This window comes from Amycolatopsis sp. NBC_01307 (genome assembly GCF_035975215.1).
In the GTDB taxonomy this organism is placed as follows: Bacteria; Actinomycetota; Actinomycetes; order Mycobacteriales; family Pseudonocardiaceae; genus Amycolatopsis.
The window spans coordinates 3,662,239-3,678,816 of sequence record NZ_CP108403.1 but is presented as its reverse complement, the minus strand read 5'-3'; the positions used below and the strand labels follow the sequence as shown (position 1 = coordinate 3,678,816).

Genomic DNA, 16,578 nt, shown 5'->3' with positions numbered 1-16,578 from the left:
CGAGGGGCAGGCTCGACGCCGGTAACGCGCGGGTGGACCGCCCGCCGCCGACCGGCCGAGGGAGGCCCGGTGGACCCCGACGAGATCACCACGTCGAACCCGGACAAGATCTTCTACCCCGAGGCCGGGCTGACCAAGGGCGACGTGGTCGGGCACTACCGGACCGTCGCCGAGGTGATGGTGCCGCACCTGCGCGGGCGGCCGCTCACCCTGCGCCGCTACCCGAACGGCATCGCCGGCCAGACCTGGTACCAGAAGGAAGCCAGCCCGAAGCTGCCCTCCTGGATCCGCGTCGAGGCCATCCCGCAGCGCGCGACGAGCGACGTCCGGCACGTCATCTGCGACGACCCCGCGACGCTGGTGTTCCTGGCCAACCAGGCCGCGATCGAGTTCCACATCTGGTCGTCCACTGTGGACGATCTGGAGCACCCGGACACGGTGCTGATCGACATCGACCCGCCCGACGACGTCACCGTCGCCGACCTGCGCGCCATCGCGCGGCTGGTCAAGAAGGTGTACGAGGCCGCCGGGCTCACCGCGTACCTGCAGGCCACCGGCGGGCGCGGGTTCCACGTCGTCGCGCCGATCGAGCCCAGCGGGACCTACGACGAGGTCCGCGACCTGGCGAAGGCGGCCGCCGAGGTGCTGGTGCGGCTCGACCCCGACCGGCTGACCACGGCGGTGCGGAAGGCCCAGCGCGGCGACCGCGTGTACCTCGACATCCTGCGCAACGGCTACACGTCGACGTTCGTGGCGCCCTACTCACTGCGGGCCCGGCCCTCCGCCGGCGTCGCCACCCCGCTCGACTGGCGCGAGCTGGGCAAGGCGGAGCCGGCCGGCTGGACGCCCAAGCGCATCAAGGACCGCTTGGCGCGCAAGGGGGATCCGTGGGCCGGGATGGCCGACCACGCGGCGTCACCGGTCAAAGCGTTGAAGCTGCTGGAGAAGCTGTAGTCAACGGGGCGGGCCGGGTCACGTCTCGATGTGGCGCCAGGTCCCGTCCGCCTCGCCGGGGGCGTACTCGCTGTCCGCGCGCTTGGCGTAGATGCCGCCCAGCCCGTGCTCGCGCGCCGCGCCCAGGACGGCCTCGCCGTTGCCCTGGAAGTACTGGGGCACCTGCCACGTGCCACCCGAGAGCCCGAGGTCCGAGAGCAGCGACCGGCGCTCGACGTAGGGCAGGTCGAGCGTCGGACGGCCGTCGTGGTGCAGCACGTCGTAGGCGAAGAAGAACGCCGGCTTGTGCTTCATGATCCGCTTCGCGTCGTAGCCTTCGAAGCGACTGCGTTCCTTCAAGCCCTCGGGGTCTGGGCGGCCGTCGCGGACGACCACGATCTCGCCGTCCAGCAGGACTTCCGTCGAACCCAGGCTCTCGCCGAGCTTGTGCAGCTCCGGGTACCGGCCGGTGACGTCGGCGCCGGAGCCGTCGTGCGCGGTGATGCGGCCGCCCGACACGCAGAGCATCGTGCGGTCGCCGCCCCAGGCGAACTCGTACGCCCAGTCGGCGTCGTCTTCGGGCTCGGGCAGTTCGCCCGGGATCGCCGTCATCGGCTCCAGGAACTCGGGGGCGTCCTCGTGGCCGTCCTCGGCCGGGTCGAGGCGGCGCAGGGTCCAGTCGCCCTCGTCGTCCGGGTTGTGCCGGTTCTGGAACAGGTACTTGCCGCTCGCCCGCGCGCCGTGGAAGACGACCTCGACCTTGTGGTTGTTCCAGTGCAGCGTCTCGTAGCGGCCGGTGTCCCAGATCGCCATCCAGCCGCCGCCGTACTCGCCCGCCGGGATCTCGCCCTCGAAGGAGAGGTAGTCCATCGGGTGGTCTTCGGTGTGCACCGCGAGCCGGTTGACGCCAGGGGAGAGCGGCAGGCCTTTCGGCACCGCCCACGACACGAGCACGCCGTCGCGCTCCAGCCGGAAGTCCCAGTGCAGGCGGCTGGCGTGGTGCTCCTGGATCACGAACAGGTCGTCACCACCCGGCTCCGGGGCGCCGTCCGGCCACGGCTCGGGCGTCCGGGAACGGTCGCGCTTGCGCCGGTACTCGTCGAGTCGGTCGGCCATCGCGGGACCGGCACCCCCACTTCGCTCGGAGGGCACCAGGTTACCGTCCGCCACACCGGGTCCCGCCTCCGGTCGTGCCCTCCCGGAGCGCGCCGGCTCCGGGAGGGCACGCGCGTCACTCCGTCTCGGCCATGGCCTCGGCGAACTGCGCCGCGTACAGCCGGGCGTAGGCGCCACCGCTGCCCAGGAGCGTTTCGTGGTCACCGTGCTCGACGATCTGCCCGTGCTCCATCACCAGGATGACGTCGGCGTCGCGGATCGTGGAGAGCCGGTGCGCGATGACGAAGCTGGTGCGGCCGGAGCGCAGCTCGTTCATCGCCCGCTGGATGAGCACCTCGGTGCGGGTGTCGACCGAGCTGGTCGCCTCGTCGAGGATGAGGATGACCGGCTTGGCCAGGAACGCCCGCGCCACCGTGATCAGCTGCTTCTCACCGGCGCTGACCGTGCCGCCCTCGTCGTCGAGGATCGTCTCGTAGCCGTCCGGCAGGGTGCGCACGAACCGGTCGACGTAGGTCGCCGTGGCCGCCTCGATGACCTCCTCGCGGGTCGGGTCGTCGGCGCCGTAGGCGATGTTCTCCGCGATCGTGCCGCCGAAGAGCCACGCGTCCTGCAGCACCATGCCGGTCTGGTCGCGCAGCACCTCGCGGTTCATCTTCGCGATGTCGACGCCGTCGAGCGTGATCCGCCCGCTGTCGAGCTCGTAGAACCGCATGAGCAGGTTGACCAGCGTCGTCTTGCCGGCACCGGTCGGGCCGACGATCGCCACCGTCTGGCCGGGTTCGACCGTCAGCGACAGGTCGTCGATGAGCGGCTTCTCCGGCAGGTACCGGAACGACACGTCCTGGAACTCGACGCGCCCGCGCACGACGTCCGGGCGTTCCGGGTTCGCCGGCTCCGGGCCCTGCTCCTCGGCGTCGAGCAGCGCGAACACCCGCTCGGCCGAGGCGACGCCGGACTGCAGCAGGTTCGCCATGCTGGCGATCTGCGTCACCGGCTGGCTGAACTGGCGCGAGTACTGGATGAACGCCTGCACCTCGCCGAGCGTCAGGCTGCCGGACGCGACGCGCAGCGCGCCGATCACGGCGACCAGCACGTAGCTCAGGTTGCCGATGAACATCATCGCCGGCTGGATCATCCCCGAGATGAACTGCGCCCGGAAGCTCGCCTGGTACAGCGTCTCGTTCTGCTGGTCGAAGATCGCCGCGGACTCGTCGCGCCTGCCGAACACCTTGACCAGCGAGTGGCCGGTGTACATCTCCTCGACGTGCGCGTTGAGCTTGCCCGTGGTCGCCCACTGCTTGATGAAGTTGGGCTGGGCCCGCTTCCCGACCTTGCCCGCCACGACCGCCGACAGCGGCACCGTGACCAGCGCGATCAGCGCGAGCAGCGGCGAAATCAGGAACATCATGATCAGCACGCCGATCACGGTCAGCAGCGACGAGACGATCTGGGACAGCGTCTGCTGCAGCGACTGCGCCAGGTTGTCGATGTCGTTGGTGACGCGGGACAGCACCTCACCGCGCGGCTGGCGGTCGAAGTACTTCAGCGGCAGCCGCGCGAACTTCTCCTCGACCTGCTCGCGCAGGCGGTACACCGCGTGCTGCACCAGGGTTGTGGTCAGCCTGGCCTGGATCAGCCCGAAGAACGACGCAATGACGAACAGCGCCAGCACGGTCAGCAGGATCTGGCCGACCTTGTCGAAGTCGATGCCCACCCCGGGCACCAGGTCGACGCGGCCGTAGATGTCGGCGAGCGTGCCGTTGCCCTGGGCGCGCAGCCCCGCGACGACCTGTTCCTTGGTGACGCCCGGCGGCACCGCCTTGCCGAGCACGCCGGCGAGGATCGCGTCGGTGGCCTGGCCGAGGATCTTCGGCCCGATCACGGTCAGCGTGACGCTCGCCGCGCCCAGCACGAGCACGCCGATGAGGGCGGCCCGCTGCGGCGCCAGCAGGCGCAGCAGCCGTTTCAGCGACCCCTTGAAGTCCAGGGCCTTCTCCGGCGGCGCGCCGCCGGCCATCATGCGTCCCGGCCCCGCGGTCGCGGCGCCGGTGTTCCGGTGCCGCTGGGCGGTGGGCCGTTCCCCGGCCTCGGTGACGGCGGGTTTGGCGGACTCTTCCGTGGTGCTCACGCCGCCTCCTGTTCGGTCAGCTGGGACAGCACGATTTCCCGGTAGGTTTCGTTGCCGTCCATGAGTTCGTGGTGGGTGCCGGTGCCGACGACGCGGCCTTCGTCGAGGACGATGATCCGGTCGGCGCCCCGGATGGTGCTGACCCGCTGCGCGACGATGACGACCGTGGCCTCGGCGGTTTCCGGGACCAGCGCGCGGCGCAGGGCCGCGTCGGTCGCGTAGTCGAGTGCGGAGAACGAGTCGTCGAACAGGTAGATCTCCGGTTTGTGCACCAGCATCCGGGCGATCGCGATCCGCTGCCGCTGCCCGCCCGAGACGTTCGTGCCGCCCTGGGCGATCGGCGCGTCCAGGCCCTCGGCCATCGCCGCGACGAAGTCCTTGCCCTGCGCCACTTCCAGCGCGTGCCACAGCTCTTCGTCGGTGGCGTCGGGGTTGCCGTAACGCAGGTTGCTCGCCACCGTGCCGGCGAACAGGTACGGCTTCTGCGGCACCAGCCCGACCGTGCGGGCGAGCAGGGCCGGGTCGAGGTCGCGGACGTCGACGCCGTCGACCTTCACCGTGCCCTGGGTGGCGTCCATCAGCCGGGGGATCAGGTTGAGCAGCGTGGTCTTGCCGGTACCCGTGGAGCCGATCACCGCTGTCGTCTCGCCCGGCCGCCCGACCAGCGAAATGTCGCACAGCACCGGCTTTTCCGCGCCGGGGTAGCGGAACTCGACCCCGGACAGCTCCAGGTGCCCGTGCACCTTGCCGGGCCGGATCGGCGTCACCGGCGGGCGGACGCTGGACTCGGTGTCGAGCACCTCGCTGATCCGCTCGGCGCTGACCTCCGCGCGCGGCACCATCATGAACATGAAGGTGGCCATCATGACCGCCATCAGGATCTGCAGCAGGTAGGACAGGAACGCCGTCAGGGCCCCGATCTGCATGCTGCCGGAGTCGATGCGCTGCCCGCCGAACCACAGCACCGCGACGCTGGAGACGTTCATCACCAGCATCACGATCGGGAACATCAGGGCCATCAGCCGGCCGACCCGCAGCGAGACCGTCAGCAGCTCGTCGTTGGCGACGTCGAACCGCGCGCGCTCGTGGGAGTCGCGGACGAACGCGCGGATGACGCGGATGCCCATGATCTGCTCGCGCAGCACCTTGTTGATCCGGTCCAGGCGGACCTGCATCAGCCGGAACGCCGGGCGCATCCGGGAGATGATCAGCCCGACCGAGACGGCCAGCACCGGCACGATGACCAGCAGCAGCGAGGAGAGCGGCACGTCGAGGTTGAGCGCCAGCACGATGCCGCCGATGCACATGATCGGCGCGGACACCATCAGCGTCAGCGTCATCAGCACCAGCATCTGGACCTGCTGGACGTCGTTGGTGGTGCGGGTGATCAGCGACGGCGTGCCGAACTGGCCGACCTCACGGGCCGAGAAGTCCTGCACCTGGTGGAAGATCCCGCCGCGGATGTCCCGGCCGACCGCCATCGCGGTGCGGGCGCCGAAGTAGACCGCGCCGATCGAGCCGGCGATCTGGGCCACGGTCACCGCGAGCATCACGCCGCCGATGCCCAGGATGTAGTCCATGTCGCCCTTGATCAGCCCGTTGTCGACGATGTCGGCGTTGAGCGTGGGCAGGTAGAGCATGGCGATCGTCTGCACCAGCTGGAGGACGACGATCACCCACAACGTCTTCGTGTACGGGCGCAGGTAGGCGCGCAGGAGCTTGACTAGCACAACGGTTCCCCCAGAGTGGTGGTGTTCGGTTCGGGATTCGGTGCGGTGCCGGCGCCGGTCAGGGCCGGCATGCCGGTGGCGAGCTCGTCCAGCAGCCGTTCCAGGGTCGGCAGGAACGGTTCGCCCTCGCTCATGAACCAGTGGACGAAGGCGACCCGGACCGCGCTTTCCACCGACGAGGCCATCAACCGGCACAACAGCAGGTCCGCGCCGCCCGCCCGCTTCGCGATGGTTTCGGCGAGGACGCGCTCGACCGCCGCGTGGGCGTTGAGGAACTCCCCGCGCAGCATCAGCTGCCCCATCAGCTCGCGGAGACGCACAACATACGCGCGATCCGGCTCGCCCTCACGTGAATATTGCTCGACCACGGCCTGCTTGACGGCCTCCCACAGCGGCTCGCCCTCGGGCCGCCCGAGCAGCGCCTCGTGCATCCCCTCGTGGCGGTCGACGACCATCGAGCAGACCGCTTGCTCCTTGCTGGAGAAGTAGTTGTTGAATGTCCGCGGGGACACCCCGACCTCGGTCGCGATGTCCTCCACCTTGACGTTCTCCAGTCCCCGGTCCAGAGCGAGCCGCAACGCGGCCTGGGCCAGGGCCCGGCGGGCTTCGCGCTTCTTGCGCTCCCGCAGGGTCAGCTTGGGTGGGTCGTGCGACGGCATGGGCGGAGTGTAGCGAAAAAGTTGCGTGCCCCGCAAAAAAGTGCGGGCTACGCAAAATCCGGACGAACCGGGCGTCGCCCACCGGTCAACACGCTGTCCGGAGTGGTCGACGGTGACGACCGGGCGTGTTCGCCATTCTGGGGCAGTGTGCGGCCGCTCCGGGCAGCGTGTCGGTCATTGCGGGGCTCGCCGGTGCCTCTGCTGGGGTGTGGCGGCCCGGTTGCCCGGGTATCGGCGCCCGTCGTGCTGTCCTCCGGAATCCGCGGTGCGAGCCCGGCCGGGCCGCCTTATCGGCCGCCGTGTGCGGGGTGTCGCATCGTGCAACTTGCAAAATTGCACCGAATGGCCTAGTCCACTGCCCTCACCAGGACCAACGCCGCCGATCCGTGCTCACTGGACGCGATCGCGCGGGTACGGCTTGTGGACACATAACGAGCCTTTCTGCTTCCATGTCCGTCGTCGCCGCCGGGGGTCGGCCACGTCACACCGAGACCAGACCTGAGCAGGAAGAGTGGGACCACATGGCGAGCCGGGCCCGGGAAATCCTGGATCGATCACGCGTTCTGCTGGACCGCTCGCGGGTCGCCGCCGCGCAGTACCTCACGGCGCCGCCGAAGCACCCCCAGGCCGACGCAACCGTGTATGTCCCGGACGAGTACGCGGCCGGCCCGGCCATCGCCGCGCTGTCGCGGCCCGAGCCGACGTCCGGGACGAGTCAGCCCGTGCTGGCCGAGATCTGCGCCAGCGTCGCCCTGCGTGACCTGAACCTGGTCGACCAGCTGCTCGCACGGCTGGAGGAGCTGGAGGCGGGGGAGGAGGACCACCACCGCCTCGCCGAGCTCTACCAGCTCGACCACCTCGCCACCCGGCTGCGCCGCAACGCCGAGAACCTGCGCGTGCTGTCCGGGAACGACACCGGCGACGAAGCCGCGCGCGCCACGTCGATGCTCGACCTCATGCGCGAGGCGATGTCCTCGATCGACCACTACGCCCGGATCACCATCGGCCGGGTCGTCGCCCTCGGGGTCGTCGGCTTCGCCGCGGAGGACCTGGGCCGGGTGTTCGCGGAGCTGTTCGACAACGCCGCCAACCAGTCGTCGCCGAGCTCCCCGGTGCACGTCAGCGCCCACCTGACCGAACAGGGCAGCGTGCTTGTCCGGATCGAGGACGAGGGCATCGGCATCCCGCCCGAGCGCGTCTCGGGCCTCAACACCCGCCTGGCCGCGGGCGGCGACCTCGACGACGGCGCCGCGCGGCACATGGGCCTCGCCGTCGTGGCCCGGCTCTCGGCCCGTCACGACGTCACCGTCCGCCTCGACCGGCGCAGCCCGCACGGCACGGTCGCCACCGTGCTGCTGCCCACCGGCATCGTCACCGAGCTCGCCGAACGCGCGTGGTCGGGCACCCGCACCGTCACCGCCGAGCCGGTCGAGCCCGAGGGCACCGGCGAGCCGGTCGCCGCGGGTGGGCTGCCGCGCCGCCGTCCGGGCGCCTTCCCGCGGGAGGAGCCCGCCGCGCCGCTGCCGCGCAAGCCCGCGCCCCGGCCCCGGCCGGTCGAGCACGACGGCGGCACCACGACGAACGGCCTGCCGCGCCGCGTGCCCGGCAGCATCCGCGGCGCCGCGCCCGAACCGCCGCCGCCGGTCACGGAGCCCGCGTCCGCCGGTCACGACAAGCTGCTCGCGGACCTCGGCGCGTTCGCCGACGGCGAGCGGGCCGCGCTGAGCGAGCGCCGGCGCGATCGCACCCCGCACGACGAAACGCCCGGAGGACCCACCTCGTGAGCGCACCGCACCCGGCCCCGGCGAACTTCGCCTGGCTGCTCGACGACTTCGTGCGCAAGGTCCACGGCGTCAGCCACGCGCTCATCATGAGCGTGGACGGCTTCCCGCTCACCGCGTCCGACTCCGTCGGCGAGGCCGAGGCCGAGCAGCTCGCGGCCATCGCCAGCGGGCTGCTCTCGCTGGCCGGCAACAGCGCGGCGCTGTTCGGCAAGGGCGCTTGCGAGCAGATCATCATCCGGCTCACCCACGGCTACTTCCTGTTCATGGGCATCGGTTCCGGTGCCGGGCTGGCGGTGCTGACCGCGGGCGAGGCCGACATGAAGGTGGTCGCCTACGAGATGACCCAGTTCATCACCAACGCCGGCCACGCGCTCACCCCCGAGGTGCGCGCCGAGCTGCGCCAGGTGCTGTCCGCGCGCCGGCCCAGGGTGTGACGGCGGTCGTGCCCCACGAGGATGTGATGCCAGTGTCCACACGGGACAGTCCCGCTGACGCCCCGCTACCGCGCCGCAGCCGCCGGATCCGCGCGTACGCGCTCACCGGCGGCCGGACCAGCACCCGCCACCAGCTGCTGGTGGAGACGCTGGTTTCGGTGCCCCGCTACGACCCGTCGCTCGGTGACACGCTCATGCCGGAGTCGCGCGCGCTCTACGAACGCGCCCGGGTGCGGTGCTCGATCGCCGAGCTGTCGGTCGGGCTGGACCTGCCGCTGGGCGTGGTGCGCGTGCTGATCGGCGACCTCGCGTCCCAGGGCGCGGTCTTCGTCCACCCCACGGCGCACGCCTACCACCACGACACGAACGTGCTCGAGAGGATCCTTGATGGGCTCAAGCGGCTCCCCGTCTGAGGGCGGACTGCTGACGATCTCCGCGAAGATCGTCGTCGCCGGGGGCTTCGGTGTCGGCAAGACCACCTTCGTCGGCGCGGTGTCGGAGATCCCGCCGATGAGCAACGAGGCGTGGATGACCGAGGCCGGCGAGGGGATCGACGACGTCCCGCCCGGCGGCAAGTCGACCACGACCGTCGCGATGGACTTCGGCCGCATCACGCTGCGCCCGGACCTGCTGCTGTACCTGTTCGGCACGCCGGGGCAGGCGCGGTTCTGGTTCCTCTGGGACGACCTCAGCCGTGGCGCGCTCGGCGCCGTCGTGCTGGTCGACACCAGCCGGATCGACGAGTCGTTCGCGGCGATCGACTACTTCGAGAACGACTCGGAGCTGCCGTTCGTCGTCGCGGTCAACCAGTTCGAGGGCATGCCGGTGCACGACCTCGACGAGGTGCGCGACGCGTTGGCCCTCGATCCGAGCGTCCCGCTGATCACCTGCGACGCCCGCGACCGCGCCTCGACGATCGCCGCCCTGACCGACCTGGTCGGCCACACGCTGTCGCTGGCCGTCCTGTCGGGCCCGCGCGAGCTGGCCGGCAGCACCCCGCACGCCTGATCGTGACCGACTGGAGGAGAAGAGCCGCATGCGCAAGGTCCTGATCGTGGGCGCCGGGCAGTCCGGGCTGCAGCTGGCCCTCGGGCTGCTGGGCAAGGACTACGACGTCACGGTGATGTCCGCGCGGACCCCGGACGAGATCCGGTCCGGGCGCGTGATGTCGACCCAGTGCATGTTCCACGACGCGCTGCGGCACGAGCGCGAGCTCGGCGTGAACCTCTGGGAAGCCGAGACGGTGGACGTCGAGGGCCTCGGCGTGTCGGTGGCCGCGCCGGACGGCGACCGCGCGCTCGACTGGTTCGCCGAGCTGGACGACGTCGCCCAGTCGGTCGACCAGCGGGTGAAGATGGCCGGCTGGCTCGAGCTGTTCGAGGAGCGCGGCGGCAAGCTCGTCATCCACGGCGTGATGACGTCCGAGCTGGACGCCCTGGCGCGGCTCTACGACCTGGTCATCATCTCGGCCGGCAAGGGCGAGCTGGTGCAGCTGTTCGACCGGGTGCCCGAGCGTTCGCCCTATACCCAGCCGCAGCGCGCGCTCTCGCTGGCCTACGCCCACGGCGTGCACCGGCGCCCGGAGCACCCGGAGAAGGCGGCGGTGCGGTTCAACATCGTCCCCGGCGTCGGCGAGCTGTTCATGATCCCGGCGTACACGCTGAGCGGGAACTGCGACATCCTCTTCTTCGAGGGCGTCCCCGGCGGCCCGCTGGACTGCTTCGACGACCGGCCGGACCCGGCCGCCCACTTCGCGCGCATCCTCGACCTGATGAAGCGGTTCGTGCCCTGGGAGTACGAGCGCTGCCGGGACGCCGAGCTGACCGACGCCAAGGCGACGCTGGCCGGGGGCTACACGCCCGTCGTGCGCAACCCGGTCGGCACGCTGCCCGGTGGCGCGACCGTGCTGGGCATGGCCGACGTCGTTGTGGCGAACGACCCGATCACCGGCCAGGGTTCGAACAACGCGAGCCACTGCGCGGCGACCTACCTGGACGCGATCGTGGCGCACGGCGACCGGGCGTTCGACACGGCGTGGATGGACGCCACGTTCGAGCGCTACTGGGAGTACGCCCGCTACGTCACCGAATGGACCAACGCGCTGCTCCAGCCGCCGCTCCCGCACGTGCTCCAGATCCTGGGCGTCGCGGGGCAGAATCCGGCCGTGGCCCGGCGGTTCGCCAACGGATTCACCGATCCGACCGACTTCCGGCACTGGTTCATGGACCCCGCACTTTGGGAGAAATACCTGGCAGAGGTCTAGATCGTCGTCCCCCCGGGCTGTCGCCGCCGGGCATTTCGGGCTACGGTTGTTACGTAGCGTGAGTGCGATCGGGAGGTGCGTGGCATGCGGGCGATGTGGAAGGGCTCGGTCTCGTTCGGGCTGGTGTCCATCCCGATCCAGATGTACGCGGCCACGGAGAACAAGAACGTCGCGCTCCGGCAGGTGCACGAGGCCGACGGCGGCCGCATCCAGTACAAGCGGTTCTGCACCGTCGACGGCGCCGAGGTGCCCTACGCCGAGATCGCCAAGGGCTACGAGCTGCCCGACGGCGAGATGGTCGTGATCACCGACGCCGAGATGGCCGAGCTGCCGCTGTCGTCGCAGCGCACGATCGACGTGCTCGAGTTCGTCCCGCTGGAGTCGATCGACCCGATCCAGTACGACCGGACGTACTACCTGGAGCCGCAGAAGAACGCGGTGAAGCCCTACATCGTGCTGCGTGACGCGCTGCACAAGTCGAGCCAGGTCGCCGTCGCGAAGGTCGCCGTGCGGCAGCGGGAGAGCATGGCGGTGCTGCGGGTGCACGCCGACGTCCTGGTGATGACGACGATGCTGTGGCCCGACGAGGTCCGCGAGCCCGACTTCCCGTTCCTGCGCGACGACCCGCCGCAGATCCGGCCGCAGGAGCTGTCCATGGCCGGCTCCCTGATCGATTCGCTGGGCGAGCCGGTGTTCGAGCCGGAGAAGTACCGCGACCACTACCGCGAGGCCCTCGAGGAGATGATCGAGGCCAAGGTCGCGGGGGAGCAGACGACCAAGCCCGCGGCGGTGACGGCCAAGGCCGACGTCGTCGACCTGATGGCGGCGCTGCAGGCCAGTGTGGACGCGGCGAAGAAGTCCCGTGAACCCGCGAAGCCCGCGAAAGCGTCCAAGTCGGCGGTGTCGAAGGCGGCAGTGTCCGAAGAAGACACCGAGGACGAGAAGCCGGCCAAGAAACCGGCCGCGCGCAAACGTGCCCCGAAGAAGACCGCCTGACCCGGCGGAGAGGCGGGCTCGACCGTCCGAACGGGATTCTTCCCGCGTGCGAAGACGCGCCGCGATGTAACCCGATCGTGTATGCATCTGTGTACACGGCCGGGGCGATGTGCTAACACTAACGAGGTCCTTCGGCTCTCCCTCCCCCTCGGAGCCGGAGGACCCTTTTCGTTCCCAGGGCAGTCCGTTGTGGATACGCCGGCTACGTCACGGCGCAAGCCGAGCTGGTGCCGCGGCGTAGCGGCCCCGGACGGCCGAACGGCCCGGCGCGGTCAGCATCGCTGCTGACGCGCGCCAGGCCGTTGGCGGGGGTCATGGGATCAGTACCAGTGCGCGCGGCCGCCGATCTTGCGGCCCGTGCCACCGAGGATGGCCAGCGCCACGCCGGCCACGGCCAGCACGATGCCGATCGTGTACAGCACCGGAATACCGACAATGAACCCGATGACCAGCAAAATAACACCGAGGACGATCACTTGACACACTCCTTCGCACGAGACCCGGCCCGGCTCCGTGCCGTCCGGGCGGATGCGCTCTCGAGGAGAGGATGGCCAGTTTCCGGGTCTCCCAAACTGCGGCAAATGGAGCAACTCTGAAAAAGGTCAGTATCGGTAGTGGTCGAGCTTGTACGGGCCCTCCACATCCACGCCGATGTACTCGGCCTGAGCCTTGGTCAGCTGGGTCAGCCGCACCCCGAGGGCGTCCAGGTGCAGCCGGGCGACCTTCTCGTCGAGGTGCTTCGGCAGCCGGTAGACCTCGACGGGGTACTCGCCGGGCTTGGTGAACAGCTCGATCTGGGCGATCGCCTGGTTGGTGAAGGAGTTCGACATCACGAACGAGGGGTGCCCGGTCGCGTTGCCGAGGTTCATCAGGCGGCCCTCGGAGAGCACGATGATCGCGTGGCCGTCGGCGAAGGTCCACTCGTGCACCTGCGGCTTGATCTCGTTCTTGACGACGCCGGGCAGCTTCGCCAGGCCCGCCATGTCGATCTCGTTGTCGAAGTGCCCGACGTTCGCCACGATCGCGTTGTGCTTCATCCGGATCATCTGCGCGGCGGAGATGATGCCGAAGTTGCCGGTGGTCGTGATGAAGATGTCGGCGGTCTCGATGACGTCGTCCAGCTCGACCACGTCGAGCCCGTCCATCGCCGCCTGCAGCGCGCAGATGGGGTCGATCTCGGTGACCGACACCCGGGCGCCCTGGCCGCGCAGCGCCTCGACCGCGCCCTTGCCGACGTCGCCGTACCCGCAGACGAGGACGCGCTTGCCGCCGATCATCACGTCGGTGGCGCGGTTGATCCCGTCCACCAGCGAGTGCCGGATGCCGTACTTGTTGTCGAACTTGGACTTCGTCACGGAGTCGTTGACGTTCATCGCGGGGAAGAGCAGCTCGCCGTCCTTGGCGAGCTTGTAGAGCCGCTTGACGCCGTTGGTCGTCTCCTCGGTGACGCCGCGGATCTCCTTGGCGATCCGGGTGAACCGGTCGCCGTCCTTGGCGAGGCTGGCGCGCAGCGTCTCCAGGACGATCCGGTACTCCTCGGGGTCCTCTTCGGACGGTTGCGGGACGGCGCCCGCCCCCTCGAACTCGACTCCCTTGTGGACGAGCATGGTGGCGTCACCGCCGTCGTCGAGGATCATGTTCGGCGCCTTGCCGCCGGCGAAGGCGAAGAGCTGGTCGGTGCACCACCAGTACTCCTCCAGCGACTCGCCCTTCCAGGCGAACACGGCGGTGCCCGACGGCGCGTCGACCGTGCCCTCGGGGCCGACGACGACCGCGGCGGCGGCCTCGTCCTGCGTGGAGAAGATGTTGCAGGACACCCAGCGCACCTCGGCGCCGAGGGCGACCAGGGTCTCGATCAGCACGGCGGTCTGCACGGTCATGTGCAGCGAGCCGGCGACGCGGGCGCCCTTCAGCGGCTGCGCGGCGGCGAACTCGCGGCGGATCGCCATCAGGCCGGGCATCTCGTGCTCGGCCAGCCGCAGCTGCGTCCGGCCGGCGTCGGCCAGCGCGAGGTCGGCGACGGCGAAGTCGAGTCCGTTGCGGCTCTGCAGTTTCTCGCTCATTCTTGCGTTCTCTCCGGAATCGGTGTGTTTCGACAAAAGGGCAGCACGAATTACGGCACGGCGAGTGCCGGGAAATGGTGTGGCGGCGGGGCTAGCCGCGGCCGCGCGGGACCGGGTTTCCTTGCCGGACGAACAAAAAAGGCACCTCCCGTGGTGGGAGGCGCCCTTGGGTCCGTGATCCCGGGCCGAGCGTGGCGGAAGAAGTTCCGTCGCAGCGCCTCTCGGCCCGGAAACGCGCCGAAGGCCGGCGCACGCGGTTTCCGTCGTCCAGGATGGCAAAGGCGCCGGGAGCCTGTCAAGCGAGCGCGCAGGCCATGAGAAGGTCGTCGACGTACTCGCCGCCGAGCAGGAATTCGTCCTGGAGCACGCCTTCCACGGCGAACCCGCAGCTCGCGTAGAGCCGGCGGGCGCCGGTGTTGTGACCGAGCACGCGCAGGCTCAGCTTGCGCGCCCCGCGGCGGCGGGCCTCAGCGACCGCGGCGTCCACCAGGAGCCGGCCGATGCCGAGGCGGCGCCGGTCCGGATCGACGGCGAGCCCGCCGATCACCAGCACGTGCCGGTGGGCGGCGATGCCGAACCCCTCGTCCAGCCGGACGTACCCGGCGACCACGCCGTCGTGCTCGGCCACCATGACGTCGTCGGGCCGGCTGCCGTCGTCGAAGAACGGCGTGCCGGGCGGGGGAGCGGGCACCGGGGAGGTCTCCGGGCTCCAGGTCCGCTCGTCGAGCTTCGCCAGGGCGCCGTCGTCGGCGGCCGTGGCCGCGCGGGTCTCGATCACCGGCTCAGCGCCGTCCACGCCTCTTGGACGATCGCGGCGAACCGCGCCGGGTCCTGCGCGTTGTGGGTGGTGGTGTTCTGCAGCTGGACGGTCAGCCCGCCGCCGGTGCGCTGGCAGTTCGTGACGACGGACTGCTCGGGGTCGACCGGCTGACCGAGCGGGGTGGTGCCGTTGCGGACCAGGCACTGGACGGCGCCGATCCGTTTCAGCTCGGTCGTGGGCACCGCCAGGCCGAGCGCGGCCGTGTCCTCGTACTGGACGAGCAGCTCGGGCGAGTCCGCGCGGACCGCGGCCACCTGGAACGTGCTCTCCAGGCCCGCGTCGCTGTAGGACCGGAACACGGCGGCCGCGCCGTCGTAGGCCGCCGAGATCCGCGAGGCGTTCTCGCCCTCGGCCTTGTCGGACCGCTCGATCTGCGACTTCCCGGCTTCGCGGCCGTCGGCGATCTTCGTGACCGCGGCCTGCGTGGTCGTGAACCCGCCGAGGGTGTCCGGCAGCGTCAGCGGCTGGGCGCTCGGCCCGCCGAGCAGGCCGATCACCAGCCACGGCACGCCGACCACGAAGGCACCCACCACGAAGCCGATCACGGCCGTGAGGGCCGGGCGCGCGAACAGCGGACGACGCCGAGGTGCCTGAGGTGCGGCCGGCAGCATCGGTTGCTGCCACGGCTCCTGCTGCGCGGGCGGCTGCGGCTCGGGTCCGGGCGGGAACTCTGTGGTCACCCGGAGAATCCTGGCGGAACCGGGCATCCGGCGTGAAGGGAATTCCGCGGACAGGGGCTCAGATGAGATGCGCGCGCCGCCAAATGCCCTCGGAACGGCCGCCGATCAGCCCCGCTTCACGCAGGAACGGCACGATCTTCTCCGCCATCCACCGGCGCGTCTCCTGGAAGTGCGGGTTCGCCAGCGCCGCGGCGCGCCCCTCGCGCGGGGCGATCCCGACGCTGCGGTAGATCCGCGGGTCGACCATGCTGTCGACGACGCCGAAGGCCACCAGCGCCGTCCGCAGCCGGTGGCGCTGCAGGCCCGCCTTCGACAGGTTCGGCGTCTCCCGCAGCACTTCCTCCTTGGCGAAGCGGACGTGCCGGGCCTCCTCGACGACGTGGATCCGGTTGACCGAGCGGATCAGCGGCTGGATGCCGTCGTCGTCCATCATCGAGCGCTGCAGCCGGTCGGTGGTCTCCTCGGCGACGAGCACGCTGGCGAACATCGACGGCCCGGCCGCGGTCGCGCCGAAGATCTTCGCCGCCCGGTGCACGGCGTTCGGCACGCCGTAGCGCGGCACGCCGAGCCGCTCGGCGGTGCGGGCGAACATCACCGAGTGCCGCGTCTCGTCGCCGATCTCGGTCATCGCGTACTGCGCGTGCTCGGTGCGCGCGTCGAGGTCGAAGACGTACCGGGCGAGCAGTTGCATCAGCACGATCTCGAACCACAGGCCGACGCTCATGATGCTGGCGATCTCGTGCTTCGACAGCTCGATCCGCTGCTCCGGCGTCAGCTTCGCCCACAGGTCGGTGCCGTAGAGGGAGACGCGCTCGAGCGGCATGTACGCCTTGCCCTCGGCGAGCGGCGCGGCCCAGTCGATGTCCACGTACGGGTCGTAGGAGTTCTTCGCGGAGCTCCTGAGCAGGCGAGCCGCGGTGATGTCCCGGTTCTGGGCCTCGACGCCCATAGCGGCCTCCGGAAAGTAGGGGG

Annotated in this window: 16 protein-coding genes and 1 riboswitch; of the genes, 7 read left to right on the top strand and 9 right to left on the bottom strand. The window is 70.4% G+C overall.

Going from position 1 to position 16,578, the window contains the following annotated elements; all coding sequences use genetic code 11:
• Positions 1-69 precede the first annotated feature (69 nt).
• A complete protein-coding gene (gene ligD, locus OG439_RS15260; RefSeq protein ID WP_326950014.1) occupies positions 70-954 on the top strand; it encodes a non-homologous end-joining DNA ligase in 885 nt (294 codons plus the stop codon).
• A gap of 18 nt (positions 955-972) precedes the next feature.
• On the opposite strand, the gene OG439_RS15255 is transcribed toward ligD, so the two are convergent.
• The 4 genes from OG439_RS15255 to OG439_RS15240 form a co-directional block, all read right to left on the bottom strand.
• Positions 973-2,049, bottom strand: a complete 1,077-nt coding sequence (locus OG439_RS15255) for a DNA polymerase ligase N-terminal domain-containing protein (protein ID WP_326950013.1) — start codon at positions 2,047-2,049, stop codon at positions 973-975.
• 115 nt (positions 2,050-2,164) lie between these two features.
• Positions 2,165-4,066, bottom strand: a complete 1,902-nt coding sequence (locus OG439_RS15250; RefSeq protein WP_442788340.1) for an ABC transporter ATP-binding protein — start codon at positions 4,064-4,066, stop codon at positions 2,165-2,167.
• Between the two features lie 107 nt (positions 4,067-4,173).
• Entirely contained in the window at positions 4,174-5,907 is a 1,734-nt protein-coding gene (locus OG439_RS15245) for an ABC transporter ATP-binding protein (RefSeq protein ID WP_326950012.1), read from the bottom strand.
• On the bottom strand, positions 5,901-6,566 hold the full coding sequence (locus OG439_RS15240; RefSeq protein WP_247052235.1) for a TetR/AcrR family transcriptional regulator: 666 nt from the start codon (positions 6,564-6,566) through the stop codon (positions 5,901-5,903). The genes OG439_RS15245 and OG439_RS15240 overlap by 7 nt, the downstream gene beginning before the upstream one ends.
• Positions 6,567-7,087: 521 nt before the next feature.
• Here OG439_RS15240 and OG439_RS15235 point away from each other — a divergent pair.
• From OG439_RS15235 to ku, 6 genes are all read left to right on the top strand, one after another.
• Positions 7,088-8,350, top strand: a complete 1,263-nt coding sequence (locus OG439_RS15235) for a sensor histidine kinase (RefSeq protein ID WP_326950011.1) — start codon at positions 7,088-7,090, stop codon at positions 8,348-8,350.
• Complete coding sequence (locus OG439_RS15230; RefSeq protein WP_326950010.1) at positions 8,347-8,784, top strand: roadblock/LC7 domain-containing protein; 438 nt, start codon at positions 8,347-8,349, stop codon at positions 8,782-8,784. Before OG439_RS15235 ends, OG439_RS15230 begins: the two co-directional genes overlap by 4 nt.
• Positions 8,785-8,810: 26 nt before the next feature.
• Positions 8,811-9,197: a DUF742 domain-containing protein gene (locus tag OG439_RS15225; protein ID WP_326950009.1), complete on the top strand. Its 387-nt coding sequence runs from the start codon at positions 8,811-8,813 to the stop codon at positions 9,195-9,197.
• Complete coding sequence (locus OG439_RS15220) at positions 9,172-9,792, top strand: GTP-binding protein (RefSeq protein WP_247052231.1); 621 nt, start codon at positions 9,172-9,174, stop codon at positions 9,790-9,792. The genes OG439_RS15225 and OG439_RS15220 overlap by 26 nt, the downstream gene beginning before the upstream one ends.
• A gap of 28 nt (positions 9,793-9,820) precedes the next feature.
• Entirely contained in the window at positions 9,821-11,047 is a 1,227-nt protein-coding gene (locus tag OG439_RS15215) for a styrene monooxygenase/indole monooxygenase family protein (RefSeq protein ID WP_326950008.1), read from the top strand.
• Between the two features lie 84 nt (positions 11,048-11,131).
• Complete coding sequence (gene ku, locus OG439_RS15210) at positions 11,132-12,043, top strand: non-homologous end joining protein Ku (RefSeq protein WP_326950007.1); 912 nt, start codon at positions 11,132-11,134, stop codon at positions 12,041-12,043.
• Between the two features lie 320 nt (positions 12,044-12,363).
• On the opposite strand, the gene OG439_RS15205 is transcribed toward ku, so the two are convergent.
• From OG439_RS15205 to OG439_RS15185, 5 genes are all read right to left on the bottom strand, one after another.
• The gene (locus tag OG439_RS15205) at positions 12,364-12,519 is read right to left on the bottom strand and encodes a hypothetical protein (protein ID WP_247052228.1); all 156 of its coding nucleotides are present in this window, start codon (positions 12,517-12,519) and stop codon (positions 12,364-12,366) included.
• Between the two features lie 126 nt (positions 12,520-12,645).
• Positions 12,646-14,106, bottom strand: coding sequence for an adenosylhomocysteinase (gene ahcY / locus OG439_RS15200; protein WP_326950006.1), 1,461 nt, complete (start codon positions 14,104-14,106; stop codon positions 12,646-12,648).
• A gap of 151 nt (positions 14,107-14,257) precedes the next feature.
• A riboswitch (S-adenosyl-L-homocysteine riboswitch) is annotated at positions 14,258-14,335 on the bottom strand.
• A gap of 66 nt (positions 14,336-14,401) precedes the next feature.
• Entirely contained in the window at positions 14,402-14,902 is a 501-nt protein-coding gene (locus OG439_RS15195) for a GNAT family N-acetyltransferase (RefSeq protein ID WP_326950005.1), read from the bottom strand.
• The gene (locus OG439_RS15190; protein WP_326950004.1) at positions 14,881-15,606 is read right to left on the bottom strand and encodes a hypothetical protein; all 726 of its coding nucleotides are present in this window, start codon (positions 15,604-15,606) and stop codon (positions 14,881-14,883) included. Before OG439_RS15190 ends, OG439_RS15195 begins: the two co-directional genes overlap by 22 nt.
• Positions 15,607-15,664: 58 nt before the next feature.
• Positions 15,665-16,555, bottom strand: coding sequence for an AurF N-oxygenase family protein (locus OG439_RS15185; protein WP_326950003.1), 891 nt, complete (start codon positions 16,553-16,555; stop codon positions 15,665-15,667).
• Between the last annotated feature and the right edge of the window lie 23 nt (positions 16,556-16,578).

Coding starts and splice junctions, on each gene's coding strand:
- OG439_RS15255 (WP_326950013.1), bottom strand. CDS start 2,049: ATGGCCGACCGACTCGACGAGTACCGGCGCAAGCGCGACCGTTCCCGG.
- ku (WP_326950007.1), top strand. CDS start 11,132: ATGCGGGCGATGTGGAAGGGCTCGGTCTCGTTCGGGCTGGTGTCCATC.
- OG439_RS15215 (WP_326950008.1), top strand. CDS start 9,821: ATGCGCAAGGTCCTGATCGTGGGCGCCGGGCAGTCCGGGCTGCAGCTG.
- ahcY (WP_326950006.1), bottom strand. CDS start 14,106: ATGAGCGAGAAACTGCAGAGCCGCAACGGACTCGACTTCGCCGTCGCC.
- OG439_RS15225 (WP_326950009.1), top strand. CDS start 8,811: ATGCCAGTGTCCACACGGGACAGTCCCGCTGACGCCCCGCTACCGCGC.
- OG439_RS15220 (WP_247052231.1), top strand. CDS start 9,172: ATGGGCTCAAGCGGCTCCCCGTCTGAGGGCGGACTGCTGACGATCTCC.
- OG439_RS15185 (WP_326950003.1), bottom strand. CDS start 16,555: ATGGGCGTCGAGGCCCAGAACCGGGACATCACCGCGGCTCGCCTGCTC.
- OG439_RS15240 (WP_247052235.1), bottom strand. CDS start 6,566: ATGCCGTCGCACGACCCACCCAAGCTGACCCTGCGGGAGCGCAAGAAG.
- OG439_RS15250 (WP_442788340.1), bottom strand. CDS start 4,066: ATGGCCGGCGGCGCGCCGCCGGAGAAGGCCCTGGACTTCAAGGGGTCG.
- OG439_RS15235 (WP_326950011.1), top strand. CDS start 7,088: ATGGCGAGCCGGGCCCGGGAAATCCTGGATCGATCACGCGTTCTGCTG.